The organism is Microbacterium sp. USTB-Y, assembly GCF_023703415.1.
In the GTDB taxonomy this organism is placed as follows: domain Bacteria; phylum Actinomycetota; class Actinomycetes; order Actinomycetales; family Microbacteriaceae; genus Microbacterium.
Window position 1 is genome coordinate 707,374 of sequence record NZ_JAGMTU010000002.1, and the last position, 15,984, is coordinate 723,357.

18 protein-coding genes and 1 tRNA gene are annotated in these 15,984 nt (G+C 71.0%); 7 read left to right on the forward strand and 12 right to left on the reverse strand.

Annotated features, from left to right (window positions below):
- Nucleotides 1–14 precede the first annotated feature (14 nt).
- From J8G10_RS07050 to J8G10_RS07060, 3 genes are all read right to left on the reverse strand, one after another.
- On the reverse strand, nucleotides 15–1,274 hold the full coding sequence (locus J8G10_RS07050) for an MFS transporter (protein ID WP_251442150.1): 1,260 nt from the start codon (nucleotides 1,272–1,274) through the stop codon (nucleotides 15–17).
- 132 nt (nucleotides 1,275–1,406) lie between these two features.
- Complete coding sequence (locus J8G10_RS07055) at nucleotides 1,407–2,159, reverse strand: hypothetical protein (protein ID WP_251442151.1); 753 nt, start codon at nucleotides 2,157–2,159, stop codon at nucleotides 1,407–1,409.
- A 46-nt stretch (nucleotides 2,160–2,205) separates the two neighbouring features.
- The gene (locus J8G10_RS07060) at nucleotides 2,206–2,931 is read right to left on the reverse strand and encodes a hypothetical protein (protein ID WP_251442154.1); all 726 of its coding nucleotides are present in this window, start codon (nucleotides 2,929–2,931) and stop codon (nucleotides 2,206–2,208) included.
- A gap of 108 nt (nucleotides 2,932–3,039) precedes the next feature.
- Here J8G10_RS07060 and J8G10_RS07065 point away from each other — a divergent pair, with 108 nt between their 5' ends.
- Nucleotides 3,040–3,504, forward strand: a complete 465-nt coding sequence (locus tag J8G10_RS07065) for a glyoxalase/bleomycin resistance/extradiol dioxygenase family protein (protein WP_251442157.1) — start codon at nucleotides 3,040–3,042, stop codon at nucleotides 3,502–3,504.
- A 20-nt stretch (nucleotides 3,505–3,524) separates the two neighbouring features.
- Nucleotides 3,525–4,013 (forward strand): SRPBCC domain-containing protein, encoded by a 489-nt coding sequence (locus J8G10_RS07070; RefSeq protein WP_251442166.1) that lies wholly within the window; start codon nucleotides 3,525–3,527, stop codon nucleotides 4,011–4,013.
- Between the two features lie 224 nt (nucleotides 4,014–4,237).
- On the opposite strand, the gene J8G10_RS07075 is transcribed toward J8G10_RS07070, so the two are convergent.
- A tRNA-Pro gene (locus tag J8G10_RS07075) sits at nucleotides 4,238–4,311 on the reverse strand.
- 120 nt (nucleotides 4,312–4,431) lie between these two features.
- Here J8G10_RS07075 and J8G10_RS07080 point away from each other — a divergent pair.
- From J8G10_RS07080 to J8G10_RS07095, 4 genes are all read left to right on the forward strand, one after another.
- Nucleotides 4,432–5,016, forward strand: a complete 585-nt coding sequence (locus J8G10_RS07080) for a GNAT family N-acetyltransferase (protein ID WP_251442168.1) — start codon at nucleotides 4,432–4,434, stop codon at nucleotides 5,014–5,016.
- 59 nt (nucleotides 5,017–5,075) lie between these two features.
- The gene (locus tag J8G10_RS07085) at nucleotides 5,076–5,792 is read left to right on the forward strand and encodes a lysoplasmalogenase (protein ID WP_251442171.1); all 717 of its coding nucleotides are present in this window, start codon (nucleotides 5,076–5,078) and stop codon (nucleotides 5,790–5,792) included.
- Complete coding sequence (locus J8G10_RS07090) at nucleotides 5,789–6,169, forward strand: RNA-binding S4 domain-containing protein (protein ID WP_251442174.1); 381 nt, start codon at nucleotides 5,789–5,791, stop codon at nucleotides 6,167–6,169. The genes J8G10_RS07085 and J8G10_RS07090 overlap by 4 nt, the downstream gene beginning before the upstream one ends.
- A 61-nt stretch (nucleotides 6,170–6,230) precedes the next feature.
- Entirely contained in the window at nucleotides 6,231–7,643 is a 1,413-nt protein-coding gene (locus J8G10_RS07095; protein ID WP_251442177.1) for an HNH endonuclease signature motif containing protein, read from the forward strand.
- A 287-nt stretch (nucleotides 7,644–7,930) separates the two neighbouring features.
- Here J8G10_RS07095 and J8G10_RS07100 read toward each other — a convergent pair whose 3' ends face one another.
- Nucleotides 7,931–8,887: an NUDIX hydrolase gene (locus tag J8G10_RS07100; protein ID WP_251442180.1), complete on the reverse strand. Its 957-nt coding sequence runs from the start codon at nucleotides 8,885–8,887 to the stop codon at nucleotides 7,931–7,933.
- A 78-nt stretch (nucleotides 8,888–8,965) separates the two neighbouring features.
- On the opposite strand from J8G10_RS07100, the gene J8G10_RS07105 reads away from it, so the two are divergent.
- Nucleotides 8,966–9,385 (forward strand): GNAT family N-acetyltransferase, encoded by a 420-nt coding sequence (locus J8G10_RS07105; RefSeq protein ID WP_251442183.1) that lies wholly within the window; start codon nucleotides 8,966–8,968, stop codon nucleotides 9,383–9,385.
- A gap of 150 nt (nucleotides 9,386–9,535) precedes the next feature.
- Here J8G10_RS07105 and der read toward each other — a convergent pair whose 3' ends face one another.
- From der to J8G10_RS07140, 7 genes are read right to left on the reverse strand one after another with little or no spacing between them, the layout of a single operon-like run.
- A complete protein-coding gene (gene der, locus J8G10_RS07110) occupies nucleotides 9,536–11,059 on the reverse strand; it encodes a ribosome biogenesis GTPase Der (RefSeq protein WP_251442186.1) in 1,524 nt (507 codons plus the stop codon).
- Nucleotides 11,052–11,750, reverse strand: coding sequence for a (d)CMP kinase (gene cmk, locus J8G10_RS07115; protein WP_251442189.1), 699 nt, complete (start codon nucleotides 11,748–11,750; stop codon nucleotides 11,052–11,054). The genes der and cmk overlap by 8 nt, the downstream gene beginning before the upstream one ends.
- The gene (locus J8G10_RS07120) at nucleotides 11,743–12,840 is read right to left on the reverse strand and encodes a prephenate dehydrogenase (protein WP_251442191.1); all 1,098 of its coding nucleotides are present in this window, start codon (nucleotides 12,838–12,840) and stop codon (nucleotides 11,743–11,745) included. The genes cmk and J8G10_RS07120 overlap by 8 nt, the downstream gene beginning before the upstream one ends.
- Nucleotides 12,837–13,625 (reverse strand): pseudouridine synthase, encoded by a 789-nt coding sequence (locus J8G10_RS07125; protein ID WP_251442193.1) that lies wholly within the window; start codon nucleotides 13,623–13,625, stop codon nucleotides 12,837–12,839. Before J8G10_RS07125 ends, J8G10_RS07120 begins: the two co-directional genes overlap by 4 nt.
- Nucleotides 13,622–14,248 (reverse strand): SMC-Scp complex subunit ScpB, encoded by a 627-nt coding sequence (scpB, locus tag J8G10_RS07130; protein WP_251442195.1) that lies wholly within the window; start codon nucleotides 14,246–14,248, stop codon nucleotides 13,622–13,624. Before scpB ends, J8G10_RS07125 begins: the two co-directional genes overlap by 4 nt.
- Nucleotides 14,238–15,107 (reverse strand): ScpA family protein, encoded by an 870-nt coding sequence (locus J8G10_RS07135; protein ID WP_374208763.1) that lies wholly within the window; start codon nucleotides 15,105–15,107, stop codon nucleotides 14,238–14,240. The genes scpB and J8G10_RS07135 overlap by 11 nt, the downstream gene beginning before the upstream one ends.
- Nucleotides 15,091–15,954, reverse strand: coding sequence for a ParA family protein (locus J8G10_RS07140; protein ID WP_251442197.1), 864 nt, complete (start codon nucleotides 15,952–15,954; stop codon nucleotides 15,091–15,093). The genes J8G10_RS07135 and J8G10_RS07140 overlap by 17 nt, the downstream gene beginning before the upstream one ends.
- Nucleotides 15,955–15,984 lie beyond the last annotated feature (30 nt).

A 15,984-nucleotide genomic window follows, 5' to 3' on the forward strand; every position in this document is an offset into this window, starting at 1 on the left:
CGGCCGGCGTCGGGTCACACCGCCGCGGAACGCTCCCTCTGGCCGATGAGCAGGAGCAGGATGCCGGCGAGCAGGCACAGCGCCGACAGCGCCGCGAACGACAGCGCGAACGACGTCCCGGCAGCCAGGGCGCCGATCGCGAGCGCGCCGATCCCGGTGCCGGCATCGAACGCGACGTTCCAGGCGGTGCTGGCGACGCCCTTCGCGTGCTCGCCCGCGACCTCGAACGCCCGCACCAGGGTCACGTTCTGCATGGTGCCGAACGCGGTGCCGACGAGGATCGCGCCGGCGATCAGCAGCGCGGGAGCCGCCGGCCCGGCGATCCCCGCGATGCTCGCCGCGATCGCCGCCAGCCCGAGAGCCGCGATCGCAAGTCCCGGGAGGACGAACCTTCGCGCGCCGAGGCGGTCGGCGGGGCCACCGACCGCCCAGCGCGCGAACGCCGCCGCGGCGGTGTAGAGGAACAGAGCGACGACCGTGAGCACCGCATCGGGCACGAATTGCGGGGTGAACGTGGTGATGGCGCCGCCGGCGCAGGTGACGACGGTGAGCGCGAGGATCGGCGGCCAGAGCCTCACGAGCGCGCGGCGCTCCTCGCGCGGGGTCTCCAGCGGATCGCGCACCGGTCCGGCGCCGCCCAAGAGGGCGGCCGTGGCGCGGGCATGCTTCGCGATCGCGCTGCCCGCGGCGAGCGCGAACGGGATCCCGGCGAGGGGCAGCGCCGCGACGGCCAAGGCGACCGGGAGGCCCGCCTGATCGGCGATCCAGGGCGAGATCGGGGTGAGCACGAGCTGCGCGCCGGCGACCGCGAGTCCGTAGGCGCCGATCGCCCGACCGCGCCGCTCGGGCGGGAACAGCGCGCCGACCGCAGAGGATCCACTCACGGTGACGATGCCGAAGCCGATCCCGCGCACGGCGGCGAGGGCCAGGATCTGCCCCGGTGTCGTCGCGAAGATCTCGCCGATCGCGGGCAGGCCGAGCAGCACGCAGGCGAGAGCGAGGCTGACCCGCCAGCCCATCCAGGTGCGCATCCGCTCCACGACGAGCTGAGTGAGGATCGTGGCGAGCATGAGCACCGCGTTGACGAGCCCGGCGAGGAACTCGTCCCCGCCGAGCGCGACCATGTGCATCGGCGCGACCGGCAGCATCACCGCGAACCCGGCGAAGGCGAACGTCGTCATCGCCAGCAACGCGGGCATGCCGGGCTCGCGCCACGGCGGCCGTGCGGGGTCCGCGATCCGCACGGCGTCCCCCGGTTCCTCAGTGCTCGTCACCGCGCCACCCTATCGAGTCCCGGCGCAGCGGCCGCGCTCCGGCTGTCGTGCGGCACCGACGGCGCGCCGCGGGCGCGCGCGTCTTGCAGGGCTTCCAGGCCCATCTTGCCCGTGGTGCCGGACAGACCAGGCTCAGCCCCGGGCTGAGGATGAGGCGTCTCGCGGGTATCCGCCGGGCCGGCGGCGCGGATCCCAGGGCCCCCAATGCGCCGGAGGCGCCTCGCTCGGGCTGAGCGGAACGTACCGTCGCCAGGCCGAGACGTAGCGGAACCCCGCGTACCAGACGGCCAGCACCACGACACAGAGTCCGATCAGCACGCCTGCCACGACCGCGGCGCCCACCGGTGCGCCGAGGGCGGTGCATACGCCCCCGACGAACATCCCGGTCACCGTCGCGTTCACGAGGACGCTGAGCAGCGTCGAGGATCCCAGGATCTGCTCGACTCCGCTGCGATGCCGGAAGAACGAGTAGGTCACGCGCATCCCGAGCTCGTCGTCGTGCGTCGACGCGAGGAAGTAGCCGGCGGCCACCGGATCCACCTCCGCATAGCCGGCGCGGATGCGATTCATCGCGGTGACGTACATGAAGTCCTCTTCGGAGACCACCAGCACGCGCATCAGCGTGAGCAGTCCGACCGCGGCGAGGAACCCGAGGATGCCGAGGGCCGCGGGCGGGAACCAGGACGCGAAGTGCGAAGCCTGGCCGAGGAGCCCGATCGTGACCAGTCCGGCCGAGACGAGCGTCAGGTGGAGGGTGATACGGGTGAGCACCTCGCTCTGCGCCGTGCTGCGCGCGGCCAGCAGCCCCCAGTGCTCGGTCGCGAGGATCTGCAGCCGACGCGCGAGTGCCGCGTCGGTGGCACCGTCGCCGGCATCCGTCGCCATGATCCATGGTCCCACCGCCGCGAGGAGTGCGGAAGAGCGGGCAGGCTCATGGCCGGGCGGACGACGCTCCGCGGTCCGGGCGGGTCGCGAGCCCGAGCCGTACGAGGGGCAGATCCGCGCGCGGGATCACGACCGTGACCACGATCTCGGGCGAGAGCTGTGCGCCGATGCCGAAGACGAACGGATCCGTGTCGATCTCGACGGCGTCGACCTCCACTCCATCGATCTCCAGATGCGACCGCGGGTTCACTCCGGACAGCCGTGCACGCCAGGGCTCGTCGAAGCTCGGGGGCCCGCTCGGCGGTCCGTCCGGGATGCCCAGTTCGCTGCGGAAGTGGTTCATCAGGATGTGGTTCACGTGCTGCACCAGCTGCTGCGGGAGGGTCTCGTACTCCCCCGGATCCTGAGTCCAGGTCGTTCGCACCGCCTCCGAGATCATCGGATACCGCATCCGCTCGGCCGCCTCGACGAGCCATCGGGGACGGCGCCACGGCGGCTTCTGATCGAGTGCCGCCCGGGTGTTCTCGTCGAGCTCGGCGAGGTTCACCGGGTCGTCGTGGTCGTCCGGATTGCGCCACAGCGTGTAGGTGACGGCGACGGTCACCTGTGTCGGAGCGGCGCCGCCGACCACCGTGAGCCCCAGGCTGTCGAGATCCTCGAGTGTCGACTGCGGCACGAGACCGTAGACGGCGAACGGAAGGTCACGCACACGCTCTGCGAGCCCGACCCGCGGATCGGGCGCGTCGGCCGGCAGCCGTCCGGAGATCCACATGCTCCCGAGCCTGGCCCTCATCTCGGGTCAGGACAACCCCTCGGCACGCCCTCGCTCCCCCGGGCGACGAACCTACCCGGCGTCGCACCGGGCGGGCAGGATGAGGGCATGACCTCGCACACCCCCTCCCCCCAGCAGCTGCGGCTGATCATCGAGACCGACGACTTCGACAGCGCGATCCGGTTCTATCGCGACGTGCTCGGGATGCCGGAACAGCTCGCCTTCGCCACCGAGGGTGACGATCGCGTGGCGATCTTGCACGCCGGCATCGCGACGATCGAGCTGGCGACGCCCACCCACGCGAAGAACATCGACGAGGTCGAGGGCGCGCCGCACACGCCGGGAGTGCTGCGGATCGCCCTGGAGGTCGACGACACCGAGCAGGCCGTCGCGGCCGCACGCGACGGCGGCGCAGAGGTGATCGCCCCGCCCGTGAAGACGCCCTTCCAGAGCCTCAACGCCCGCGTGCAGGGCCCCGCCGGCTGGCAGGTGACCTTCTTCCAGGAGCTGGAGACGCTCGAGGAGCGGGCAGCGCGGGAAGGCTTCACGACCGACGACGTCCGCGACCGGTGAACGACGCGGAGCCTGGCGGCGTGTTCACTCTCACTGGATCATTCACGATCCCGCTCGAACTCACCGCGCCGCCCGAACAGGTGTGGCGCCTGTTCGCCGAACTCCCCCTGCGCCGCACCTGGGTGCGGATGCCCGGGCCGTCGAGCACCGTCACGCACGAACTCGACTTCCGAGCGGGAGGCGAGGAGCGACTGACCAACACGTTCGTCTCGGGCGACATACGCGAGCACCTGGAGAACCGCATGACGTTCCTCGACATCGTTCCGAACGAGCGGATCATCTCCACGTACACCGCGGTCGTCGCCGGCTCGCTCCGCTGGGTATCGCTGGTCACCGTCGATCTCGCCGCCGCGGAAGGCGGCACGCGCCTGGGGTGGACGGAGCAGTACAGCTTCGCGAACCTCAGCACGCCCGACGGATCCGACGACGTGAAGCACCTCGTCGGCGGAACCCGCCTTCGCCTGAACGGGCTTGTTGCGGCCTGCTCAGCACTCGATCGCGGAGTGTGACGACGGGCGGGTCGCACGAGGGTCGGCTGTGCCGGTGCTGCTAGCGGGTGGCTTGATATCTCCGCGCCGCTACGAGGCCGCCCGAACCACGAGACTCGCAGAGGCCGGCGACGGGGCGAAGCTCCCATCGGCCCTGTGACCGCCCGTTGGATCCGTCCCTCCGGCGGAGGTCCCGGAAACGAAAGAAGCCCTGACGAGAATTAGATCCCGTCAGGGCTTTTCTGTCGGGCTGACAGGATTTGAACCTGCGACCCCTTGACCCCCAGTCAAGTGCGCTACCAAGCTGCGCCACAGCCCGTGGACGACCGCGCCGGAGCGCGGGCAACTCCCTTATCGTAGCCGACTCCCGAGGCCTCCGCGAAACCGGGCGCGGTCCGGGCGCGGCGCGGATGTCCGCAGCCGCGCGTAGGGTCGGGGCATGACCACGATCACGACGAAGGCAGCGACGCCCACGGAGTGGGATGACGTGCAGCGCACGCTCACCGGAGGCGGCGACGGTGCGTCCTGCCAGTGCGTGTGGCCCGTGCTGCGCAACAAGGACTGGAACGCGACCACGAAGGATCAGCGGGTCGAGATCCTGCGGGATGAGATCGCTGCGGGTCCCCCGCCGGGCATCGTGGCCTATGTCGACGGCGAGGCCGCGGGGTGGATCCGCATCGGTCCTCGGCCGGCGCAGGCCCGGCTCGGATACACGCGCGCCATCGTCGCCGCGACGCAGGAACCGCTCGACGACGGCGAGGTGTGGGCGGTGTCCTGCTTCTCGGTGCGCCGCGATCAGCGCGGCCAGGGGCTCAACGCGGCACTTCTCGCGGCGGCGGTCGAATACGCCCGTGAGTCCGGAGCCCGCGTCGTCGAGGGATATCCGGTCGACACCGCCGCCGTGAAGGTGTCGTCGAACGAGCTCTTCCACGGGGCGCTGTCGACCTTCCTCACCGCGGGATTCTCGGTCGTCGGCGAGCTGCGCTCGGGGCGGCCGCTGGTGAGCCTGAGTCTCGCCGCATAGTGAGACCGACGGATCCGGAGCCGACCGCTCGCGCGTCACCGCACTCCTACGATGGAGGGATGCAGAGCCGCACCCGACTTCGCGCCCTGTGGCCGTTCGCCCCCTACATCGTCGTCTCCGTGATCCACGTGCTGGCGAACGCGACGCACAGCCCGCTCACGACGCCGACCAAGGCGTTGCTCATGCCGCTGCTGGCCCTGCCCGTCCTGCTGGCGTGGAAGACGCTCGCGCCGCGCGCGGCCGCCGTCCTGCTGATCGTGGCGCTGGTCTTTTCCTGGCTCGGCGACGAGGCCGGTCTGTTCTTCCCGTTCGCCCCGGAGCTGCCCCTCATGCTGGGGTTCTTCGGCCTCGCGCACATCGCGTACATCCTGCTGTTCCTGCGCCACCTGCGCGTGCGCCGGCTGCCGATGTGGACCGTCGTCTTCGTGCTCTGGTGGCTCTTCATGATCATGATCCTCGGACCGCACACCGGATCCCTCCTCCTTGCCGTCGGCGCCTACGGCATCGTCCTCGCGGGCACCGCGGCGACCTCCGCCCGCTGCCGCCCGATGGTCGCCTGGGGCGGCGTGTTCTTCCTCTCCAGCGACTCGATCCTCGCCTTCCGCCTGTTCCTGTCCGATGCGATGCCCGACTGGACGAGCCCCGCGGTGATGGCCACCTACACGATCGGACAGGGCCTCATCGTGGCCGGAGCACTGCTCGCACTGCGTCGCCGCGCCGAGACCACCGCCGTCGAGCCCACGCCGTTCGACCACACCCAGGGAGCTCGCCCATGAACGAGCCCTGGGCGAGCGGCCCCGTGCGCATCGACAGCTGGCTCTGGGCGGTGCGCGCGTTCAAGACCCGCTCCGCCGCGACCACCGCCTGCCGCGCCGGGCACGTACGCCTCAACGGCGAGCGGGTGAAGGCGGCGCAGACCGTGAAGATCGGCGACGAACTGCGGATCCGCATCAGCGGCTTCGACCGGATCCTCATCGTCCGCCAGACCCTCGTCAAGCGGGTCGGCGCCCCGTTGGCCGCCGTCGCCGCCGAAGACCGCACACCGCCCCGCGACCCCGTGGCCGCGGCCGGTCTGCGCGACCGCGGCGCGGGCCGCCCGACCAAGCGTGAGCGCCGCGACATCGATCGCCTCCGGGGGCGCGACACCCCATGATTCCCGCCGTGACTTATCCACAGGCCCCATGGATGTCGTAGCTTTGTTCTAAAATTGGAACATGAACAGCCTCACCCGTCCCCCACTCGCAGACCGCGAGGTGGTGCTGGACGCGTGGGTGGCCAAGCGCGCGCAGATCGCCCGGCTCGAAGCTGAGGCCGCCGACCTGCTGGCCACGCGGGCCGCGTTGTTCGACCAGGATGTGCTGGCGCACCCGGTGCATCGAGACATGGCCCGCCGCTCGATGATCGCCGAGTACTCGGCCGCGGGCCACATCGGGTCCGGAGCCGTGGAGAACGCATTCGCCGACGCCGACGCACTCTCGATGCACTTCGCAGGCCTCCACCAGGCGCTTCGCGAGGGAACGGTCTCCGTGCAGCACGTGCGGGCCATCATCTCGGCGGCCGATCCGATCCGGGATGCCGTCCGCAACGGGCGCATCCCCGCCGAGTCCTTCGCCGCCTACGAGCAGGCGAGCATCGCGGTGGCGGAGCAGGACTCCCCCACGCGCACCCGAGTCGCCGCTCGTCAGATCGCGGCGGTCATCGCGGGCGAATCCGTGAAGGAGCGGCACCGTCGCGCGGTCGATGAGCGATGCGTGACTGTGCGGATCCTGGACGAGGGCATGGCGCTGCTCACGGCCGTCCTGCCCGAGGTGTACGCGGTCGCCATCAAGGACCGCCTGCGCAGCCTCGCGAAGGCGATCGCGCAGACCTCCCGTTCATCCGCCCGGGACTCGGATACGGACGGATCCGAGACCGCTGACCTCTTCCCCGATGACCCGCGGCTGGATGCGCACGACCTCATCGTCACAGACGACACCTACGCCATCGACCCCGGAATCAGTCGCCCGGAGGACGACGACGAGACCGAGCACGCGGTCACCGCCGACGGCCGTACCCGCGCCCAGATCGAGGCGGACGCCCTCGTCGATCTCCTGCTCGCCGCCGGTCTCTCGGAGGTGCACGGCACGGGGCTGGACAGCATCCGGGCCACCGTGCAGGTCACGGTGGCAGCCACGACGCTGGCCGGAGAGGACGACCGGCTCGCCGAGCTCGACGGGCGCGGCCCTCTGGACCCCGACGTCGCCCGGGAGCTCGCACGCACGGCCACCGGATGGAACCGGCTCTTCCTGGACCCCACCGGCATGGTCACCCGCACAGATCGCTACACCCCGACGGACGCGATGAAGCGGTTCCTCCGCGCGAGGGATCAGCGCTGCCGTTTTCCCGGGTGCCACACGCCGGCCGCTCGGTGCGAGATCGACCACAACCTCGACCATGCCAAGGGCGGACCGACCGAGCTCTCGAACCTGGCCGACTTCTGCCCGGGGCACCATCCGCTCAAGCATCCCGATCTCGACGACATCGTGCGCTGGACGGCGCATCAGCTCGCCGACGGCACCCTGCGATGGACGAGTCCCCTCGGTCGCAGTTACGACGACCATCCGCCACGACGGGTCATGTTCGTCTGACGGGAAGCCCGAGAGCGGCTGACGGGAAGCTCGAGAGCCGCTGACGGGAACTCCGGGGGGCGCTGACGTCAGACCGAGCATCGCTGACTCCAGCCCGAGCATCGCTGACGGGAACCCCGGGGGTCGCTGACGTCAGACCGAGCATCGCTGACGGAAGCCGAGAGCCGATGACGCGAGTCCGAGCATCGCTTACGGCAAGCCCGGGCACCACCGACGAGTACTCCGAGAGCCGCGCAAACGAGACGAATCTCGGCGTCCGGCTCGCTCAGCCCGTGCTCGGACCTCGCTCAGTCCGCGCTCGGGGCGCCGTCGCCCAGCTGATCGAGCAGCCAGCGCACCGGCCTCACCTCAGCCGGACCCCCTGCCCCGGCCAGCGCCTCGATCCGCAAGGACAGTCCGCGATCACTCGTGACGACGAAGACGCGATCCCCCACCGCCACGCGCGCGCGGGCGACGTCGACGATCGCGTCGTCTCCGGATCCCGGCGCTCGCACGATCTCCACGGCGCATGAAACGTCGGCGCTGTCCTCGGGATCCGCGACGTCGCGCGCCGCCCCTTCCGCGACGAGCACGACGCGCGGATGCCAGCGCGTCGAATCCAGGGCGACCTGCTCGGCCTCCACACCTCGCCGCGCCCAGGCGTCCAGCCGGTCACGCAGGCGTGCCGTCGCGCCGGCACGATCCTTCCACCAGCCGTCCGGAACGGATCCGACGACGTTCGCGGCGTCGACGATCACCGCGGGTCGCACCTCCAGCAATCCCCGCAGTTCGGGCCAGGCCTCTGCGAATCCGGGATGCAGCGGACGGGCATCGACCTCGTCGACGGGCACCCACTCCAGCGCGAGGCTCTCGGGGTCGCTGATCACCGGCTCGAAGGGCACGACGACATCGGCAACGACCGTGGTGTAGCTCCAGATGCCCAGATCCAGCACGCTCTCGAACCGCGCGCGCACCGCGCCGTGCGGGACGCCCGCCTCCTCCTGCGCCTCGCGGATGGCTCCCTCACGGGCGCTCTCGCCGGCGTGCAGCGCGCCACCCGGGAGCGCCCAGGTGCCGCCGTGGTGCGACCACGCGACCCGGTGCTGCAGCAGCACGCCCCGGGCGGAGTCATAGGCGAGCAGTCCTGCAGCGCCGTACCGCCCCCAGTACCGCTCCCCGGTCGGTGCCACGACCCAGGCGTCGCCGGAGTCGAGCGGTCCGAACGGGCGCCGCGGCTCACCGGGGGCAGGAGGAACGATCGTCACCCGTCCAGCCTTTCACACGCCGCCGCGGCACGGCCCTGTACGTCGGCGGGTTGCACCCGGTGTTGCGAGAATGGCGACATGAACGACGCCTACGAACTCGACGACGACCCCGCCCGGATCCAGCTCGACACGGTGTGGCACTGGCTGTCGACCGAGGCGTACTGGGGCCGCTGGCGCTCCCGCACCGACGTGGAGACGCAGATCGCGAACGCGTGGCGCGTCGTCGGCGTCTATCGCTCCGACACGGGAGAGCAGGTGGGATTCGCCCGGGCCGTCTCGGACGGCGTGGGCTTCGCCTACCTCGCCGACGTCTACGTGAGCGCCGAGCACCGCGGCCACGGTCTCGGCAAGCGCCTGATGCGGCTCATGATCGACGACGGCCCCGGCCCCGACATGCGCTGGACGCTGTTCACGAGCGACGCGCACGGCCTCTATCGCCAGTTCGGGTTCAGCGAGCCCGACCGCACCGCGATGGTGCGCCCGCCCCGCTCCGTCTGACCGGACCGCATGACGACACCCGCGATGGTGCACCCGCCCCGCCCGGTCTGAGGACACAGGAACAGCCTGAGCACACCGGAACAGCCCGCGTACACCGGAACGGCCTGAAGATACAGGAACGGCGCCGACCCGGAGGTCGGCGCCGTGTCCTCAGCGCTGCCGGCGCTCGCGCACCCGCATGTTGATCACGATCGGGGTGCCCTCGAAGTCGTACAGCTCGCGCAGGCGCCGCTGGATGAACCGGCGGTAGCCCGGATCCAGGAACCCGGTCGTGAACAGCACGAAGGTCGGCGGACGGGTCGACGCCTGCGTGCCGAACAGGATCCTGGGCTGCTTGCCGCCCCGCAGCGGGTGCGGGTGGGCGGCGACGAGCTCGGTGAGGAACGCGTTGAACTTGCCGGTCGGGATGCGGCGGTCCCAGTTCTCCAGCGCCGTCTCCAGCGCGGGGACGAGCTTGTCCAGGTGCCGTCCGGTCTTGGCCGAGATGTTCACGCGCGGCGCCCACGCGACATGCGCGAGGTCCTGCTCGATCTCGCGCTCCAGATACCGGCGGCGGTCCTGGTTCTCCATGTCGTCGTCGAAGAGGCGATCCCACTTGTTGAACGCGAGCACGAGCGCGCGGCCCGACTCGAGCACCAGGTCGATGATGTTGAGGTCCTGCACGCTGATCGGCTGGCTGACGTCGAGGACGACGACAGCGACCTCCGCCTTCTCCAGCGCGGCCGAGGTGCGCAGCGAGGCGTAGAAGTCCGCCCCCTGCTGAAGATGCACGCGGCGGCGGATGCCGGCGGTGTCGACGAAGCGCCACATCTTGCCGCCGAGCTCGACGATCTCGTCCACCGGGTCACGGGTGGTGCCGGCGAGGTCGTTGACGACCACGCGCTCCTCCCCCGCGGCCTTGTTCAGCAGCGACGACTTGCCGACGTTCGGACGGCCGAGGATGGCCACCCGGCGCGGTCCGCCGATCTCCGCCTTGGCGACCGCCGAGATCTCCGGGAGCTTCTCCATGATCGCGTCCAGGAGGTCGGCGACACCGCGGCCATGGATCGCGGAGACCGGATACGGCTCGCCGAGACCGAGGTTCCACAGCGCCGCAGCCTCGGGCTCCTGCCGGGCGTCGTCGATCTTGTTCGCAACGAGGAAGACGGGCTTGCCGCTCTTGCGCAGCAGCTTCACGACGTGCTCGTCGGTCGAGGTCGCCCCGACCATCGCGTCGACGACGAACAGCACCACGTCGCTGAGGTCGATAGCGACCTCGGCCTGCGCGGCGACCGAGCGGTCGATGCCCTTGGCGTCGGGCTCCCAGCCGCCGGTGTCGACCAGCGTGAAGCGCCGGTCCATCCACTCGGCCTTGTAGGTGACGCGGTCGCGGGTGACGCCGGGGGTGTCCTCGACAACCGCCTCACGGCGGCCCAGGATCCGGTTCACGAGCGCGGACTTGCCGACGTTCGGGCGACCGACGATCGCCACCACGGGCAGCGCGGGCAGGAATTCGATCCCGTCCTCGCCGGCGACGAGGCCGGCGAGCAGCTCGGCGTCCTCGTCGTCCAGGTCGTAGTCGTCGAGACCGGCGCGCAGGGTCGCGGCGCGCGACTCGACGAGCTCCTCGTCCATCGCGTCCAGCTTCTCCGCGAGACGGTCTTCGCCGCCCTCGTATTCTTCTTCGTCAGCCATGGTCGGCTCCTCGCTGCGCTCCGGGCGCACGTCGCTCGATCACCGCGATCACGGCGTCGATGGTCTCCTCGAAGTCGAGGTCGGTCGAATCCACGACCTCCACTCCCTCTGCGGCGGTGAGGAAGTCCACCACCGCACTGTCTTTGGCGTCCCGGCGGTGCAGGGCATCCGCGACGGCGCCGGCGTCCTCCGTGTCGAGCTCCGCGGCCCGCCGCGCGGCACGCACCTCGGGCGCCGCGGTGAGCAGGATCCGCACCGGGGCGTCCGGGGCCACCACGGTGGTGATGTCGCGCCCCTCGATCACGACGGCCGGATACGCCGCCTCCCGCGCGATCCGGCGGAACGCGTCGTTCACCTGCACGCGCACGGCCGGAACCCGGGCCACGCCGCTCACGGCGCTCGAGACGCGCGGCTCGCGGATGGCCTCGGTCACGTCCGTCGCGCCCACGTGCACCACGCGGTCGTCGGGGTCGAGCCCCTGCGAGAACGGGAAGTCGGCGGCGGCCGCGAGCACGGCGGCCTCGTCGGCGGTGTCGTCGCCGCGGTCCAGCACGTGCCAGGCCAGGGCGCGGTACGCGGCCCCGGTGTCCAGGAAGCCGTAGCCGAGGCGCCGGGCGACGGCCTTGGACACGCTGGACTTGCCGGAACCGGCGGGGCCGTCGATCGCGACGACGAACGGGCTCTCAGTCATCGGGCATGCTCGCAATCCGCCATCCCCTGGCCTCGAGTCCTTCGACCGCGCCGCGGAGCGCGGCGGGGGTCACGCTGATCTCGGCCAGGCCGAACTGCGCGCCCGGCGAGTGCTCCAGACGCAGGTCCTCGACGTTCACCTCGAGCTCTCCGAGCTCCCCGAAGAGGCGGCCGAGCTGGCCCGCGGTGTCGTCGATCATCACGACGAAGGACTCGAAGCGGCGGTTCTGGCCGTGCTTGCCGGGCAGGCGCTCCACGCCCTCGTTGCCGTGCCGGATCGCTTCGGCGACCGTGCGCCGGGATCCGGTGCGATCCGGGTCGCGCAGCGCATCGGCGACCTCGGCGAGGTCGGCGGCGAGGGCGTCGAGCACCGACACCACCGGGGCGGCGTTCGCGCCGAGGATCTGCACCCACAGCTCGGGCGCGGAGGCGGCGATGCGGGTCGTGTCGCGCACGCCCTGGCCGGCGAGGCGCAGCGAGCCGTCCTCGGCGTCGGCGAGCCGGGCGGCGAGCAGGCTCGCCACGACCTGGGGCACGTGCGAGGTGAGCGCGACGGCGCGGTCGTGCTCTTCGGGCGTCATCTCGAGCGGCATCGCCTCGAGGTCGAGGGCCAGCCCCTCGACGAGCGCGAGGTCGGCCGCCCGGGTCTCCTCGTCGCGGCAGACCACCCAGGGGCGGCCGATGAAGATGTCGGCGCGCGCCGAGATCGCTCCCCCGCGCTCACGGCCGGCGAGCGGGTGGGATCCGATGTAGCGCGTGAGGTCGACGCCGCGTTCGCGCAGGGCGCGCAGCGGCTCGAGCTTGACGCTCGCGACGTCGGTGACGACGGCCTCGGGGAATCGGGAGAGCTCCGCCTCGATGACGTCGGCCGTCACGTCCGGCGGCACGGCGACCACGACGAGCGCCGGGGCGTCCTCCGGCTGCGCGGCACGGCCCGCGCCGTAGTCGATCGCGAGGCGCAGCTGCGCCGGCGAGGTGTCGGCGAGGGCGACGTCGACGCCCTTCGCGGTCAGGGCGTGACCGATGCTGGCGCCGAGAAGTCCCGCTCCGACGATCCGGACGGTGCCGGACAGTCTGCTCTGGGTGCTCAATCGATCTTCTCCTGGCGCGACAGGGTCAGAAGCGCGCCGAGTTCGATTTTAGTCAGTTCGCGGGACTTCCCTGCCGGGAGGGTTCCCAGGTGCAGCGGGCCGAACTGGCGGCGCACGAGCTCGGTGACCGGATGTCCGACGGCGGCGAGCATCCGGCGCACGATCCGGTTGCGCCCGGAGTGCAGGGTGAGCTCGACGAGACTGGATCCGGTCCTGCTCGCGGAGCCCGACGACGCATCCAGCAGGCGGGCCTTGTCGGCCGCGATCGGACCGTCCTCGAGCTCGACACCGCGCGTGAGCTTCGCGATCGTCTGCGCGGTCACCACGCCCTCGACCTTGGCGATGTAGACCTTGGTCACCCCGAACGACGGATGCGCGAGCACGTGGGCGAGGTCTCCGTCGTTCGTGAGGATCAGCAGCCCGCTGGTCTCGGCGTCCAGACGGCCGACGTTGTAGAGGCGCTCCTCGTACTCCTTCGTGAAGCGGCGCAGATCCGGGCGCCCCTTCTCGTCCTTCATCGAGGAGACCACCCCGGTGGGCTTGTTCAGCATGACGTAGCGCTTGCCGGTGTCCAGCTGCACCGCGGTGCCGTCCACGTCGACGAGGTCGTTCTCCGGATCGATCCGCCGCCCGAGCTCGGTGACGACGGATCCGTTCACGCGGATCCGTCCCTCGACGATGTACTGCTCGATCACGCGCCGCGACGCGACGCCCGCGTTCGCGAGCACCTTCTGCAGGCGCACGCCCTCCGGTGCGGCGAACGGGTCCACGGGGGCGGGGGTCATCGGGCGGTCCTCTCGTCGAAGCCGTCTGCACCGTCGTCGAGCAGCGGGGAGATCGGGGGCAGCTCGTCGAGCGAGTTGATCCCGAGGTTCTGCAGCAGCAGATCGGTCGTGCCGTAGTTGATCGCTCCGGTCTCGGAGTCCTGGAAGAGCTCGGTGATGAGGCCGCGCCCGAGCAGGGTGCGCACCACGGAGTCGACGTTCACCGCACGGATCGACGCGACCTGGCTGCGGGTCACCGGCTGCTTGTAGGCGATCACGGAGAGGGTCTCGAGCGCGGCCTGCGACAGTCGCGCCGGAGCCTGTCCGCCGATGAACTCGGCCACCAGGTCGTCGTAGTCCTCGCGCACGTAGAGCCGCCACCCGCCACCGACCTCGCGCAGTTCGAAGCCGCGCCGCGGACCCTGCCCCCGGCCGTCGTACTCGTCGACGAGGGACTCGATCGCCTGCCGCACCGCCGGCACGGGCGCGCCGACGGCCGCGGCGAGCGAGACGAGGCTGTGCGGCTCGTCGATGATGAGCAGGATCGCCTCGAGCTTCTCGGTGATCGGCAGCTCCGCGGTCGCGGCGGCTCCCGTCCCGGCGGCGTCGGTCACGTCAGCATCTGTCACGGTGTCATCGGTCATAGTCGGCTCCCAACGTCGCCAGCATCTCGTCGGTCCAGTGCTCGGCCGACCACCGCAGGGTCAGCTCGCCGAGCGGCTCCAGTTGCTCGAAGCTCAGCGCCGCGTGCCGGTACAGCTCGAGCACGGACAGGAACCGCGCCACCACGATCCCGGGCTCGGCTGCGCCCGCCACGATCTCCCGGAAGGTCACGGACTCGGCGCTGCGCAGCAGGGTGACCACGATCGCCGCCTGTTCGCGGATGCTCACGAGCGGCGCGTGCAGGTGGTCCAGGCCGACCGTGGGGATCTCCTTGGGCGCGAACGCCATGAGGGCGAGCGTCGCGAAATCGGAGGCGCTGAGGGTCCACACCAGTTCGGGGGTGCGCGCGCGGTGCTTCTCGTCCAGGCGCACCGCCCTCGCGTGCCGCCGGTCCTCGTACTGCAGGCTGCGCGAGAACCAGGCGGAGACCTCCTTGAACGCGCGGTACTGCAGGAGCCTCGCGAAGAGCAGGTCCCTGGCCTCCAGCAGCGCGACGGATTCGGCGTCCACGAGCTCGCCCTGCGGCAACAGGCCGGCCACCTTCATGTCGAGCAGCGTCGCGGCGACCACGAGGAACTCGCTGGTCTCGTCGAGGTCCTCGTCCGGGCCGAGCTCGCGCAGGTAGGCGATGAACTCGTCGGTGACCTTGCTCAGCGACACCTCGGTGATGTCCATCTCGTGCTTCGAGATGAGGTTCAGCAGCAGGTCGAACGGTCCGTCGAAGTTCGACAGGGACACGCGGAAGCCGACGTCGACGACCTCCTGAGGAGCATCCTCCTCCGGCGCCGAGGCGTCGGAGGCCTCTCCGGCCGAGGGGTCCTCGCTATGCGACGGCGCCACGGGCGACCAGCTCCCGGGCCAGTCGCAGGTACGCCTGCGCGGCGGGATGCTCCGGCGCGAACTCGGTGATGGGCACGCCCGACACCGAGGCGTCGGGGAACTTGACGGTGCGGCCGATCACGGTCTCCAGCACGTCGTCGCCGAAGGCCTCGACGACGCGCTCCAGCACCTCGCGGGAGTGCAGGGTGCGTGCGTCGTACATCGTCGCGAGCAGGCCGTCGAGCGTGATCGACGGGTTGAGCCGGTCGCGCACCTTGTCGATGGTCTCGATGAGCAGCGCCACGCCGCGCAGCGCGAAGAACTCGCACTCGAGCGGGATCAGCACGCCGTGCGCCGCGGTGAGCGCGTTGACGGTGAGCAGGCCGAGCGACGGCTGGCAGTCGATGAGGATGACGTCGTACTCCCCCGCGACCTGGCGCAGCACCCGGGACAGGATCGTCTCCCGGGCGACCTCGTTCACGAGGTGCACCTCGGCGGCGGAGAGGTCGATGTTCGCCGGAATGAGGTCGAGGCCCTCGACGCCCGTGTGCACGATCGCCTCGTGCGCATCGCGCTTGGTGTCCAGCAGCAGGTCGTAGACCGTGGGGATGTCGTGGGTGGGGATGCCGAGACCGGCCGACAGTGCTCCCTGCGGGTCGAAGTCGACGGCGAGCACCTTGCGCCCGTACTCGGCGAGCGAGGCGGCGAGGTTGATCGAGGTGGTCGTCTTGCCGACGCCGCCCTTCTGGTTGCAGAGCGCGATGATGCGCGCAGGGCCATGCGCCTTCAGCGGGGCGGGGATGGGGAATCCCTGGTAGGGACGGCCGGTCGGCCCGATCGGGGTGTCGTCCTTCGTCTTCTTCGCCACGTCTCTCCTGCTCGGTCGTGCTCGGAAGAG

Excerpts from the sequence above, each read along its gene's own strand:
- J8G10_RS07055 (WP_251442151.1), bottom strand. The coding sequence starts at position 2,159 with ATGGCGACGGATGCCGGCGACGGTGCCACCGACGCGGCACTCGCGCGT.
- J8G10_RS07060 (WP_251442154.1), bottom strand. The coding sequence starts at position 2,931 with ATGTGGATCTCCGGACGGCTGCCGGCCGACGCGCCCGATCCGCGGGTC.
- J8G10_RS07065 (WP_251442157.1), top strand. The coding sequence starts at position 3,040 with ATGACCTCGCACACCCCCTCCCCCCAGCAGCTGCGGCTGATCATCGAG.
- J8G10_RS07080 (WP_251442168.1), top strand. The coding sequence starts at position 4,432 with ATGACCACGATCACGACGAAGGCAGCGACGCCCACGGAGTGGGATGAC.
- J8G10_RS07085 (WP_251442171.1), top strand. The coding sequence starts at position 5,076 with ATGCAGAGCCGCACCCGACTTCGCGCCCTGTGGCCGTTCGCCCCCTAC.
- J8G10_RS07090 (WP_251442174.1), top strand. The coding sequence starts at position 5,789 with ATGAACGAGCCCTGGGCGAGCGGCCCCGTGCGCATCGACAGCTGGCTC.
- J8G10_RS07095 (WP_251442177.1), top strand. The coding sequence starts at position 6,231 with ATGAACAGCCTCACCCGTCCCCCACTCGCAGACCGCGAGGTGGTGCTG.
- J8G10_RS07105 (WP_251442183.1), top strand. The coding sequence starts at position 8,966 with ATGAACGACGCCTACGAACTCGACGACGACCCCGCCCGGATCCAGCTC.
- der (WP_251442186.1), bottom strand. The coding sequence starts at position 11,059 with ATGGCTGACGAAGAAGAATACGAGGGCGGCGAAGACCGTCTCGCGGAG.
- cmk (WP_251442189.1), bottom strand. The coding sequence starts at position 11,750 with ATGACTGAGAGCCCGTTCGTCGTCGCGATCGACGGCCCCGCCGGTTCC.
- J8G10_RS07125 (WP_251442193.1), bottom strand. The coding sequence starts at position 13,625 with ATGACCCCCGCCCCCGTGGACCCGTTCGCCGCACCGGAGGGCGTGCGC.
- scpB (WP_251442195.1), bottom strand. The coding sequence starts at position 14,248 with ATGACCGATGACACCGTGACAGATGCTGACGTGACCGACGCCGCCGGG.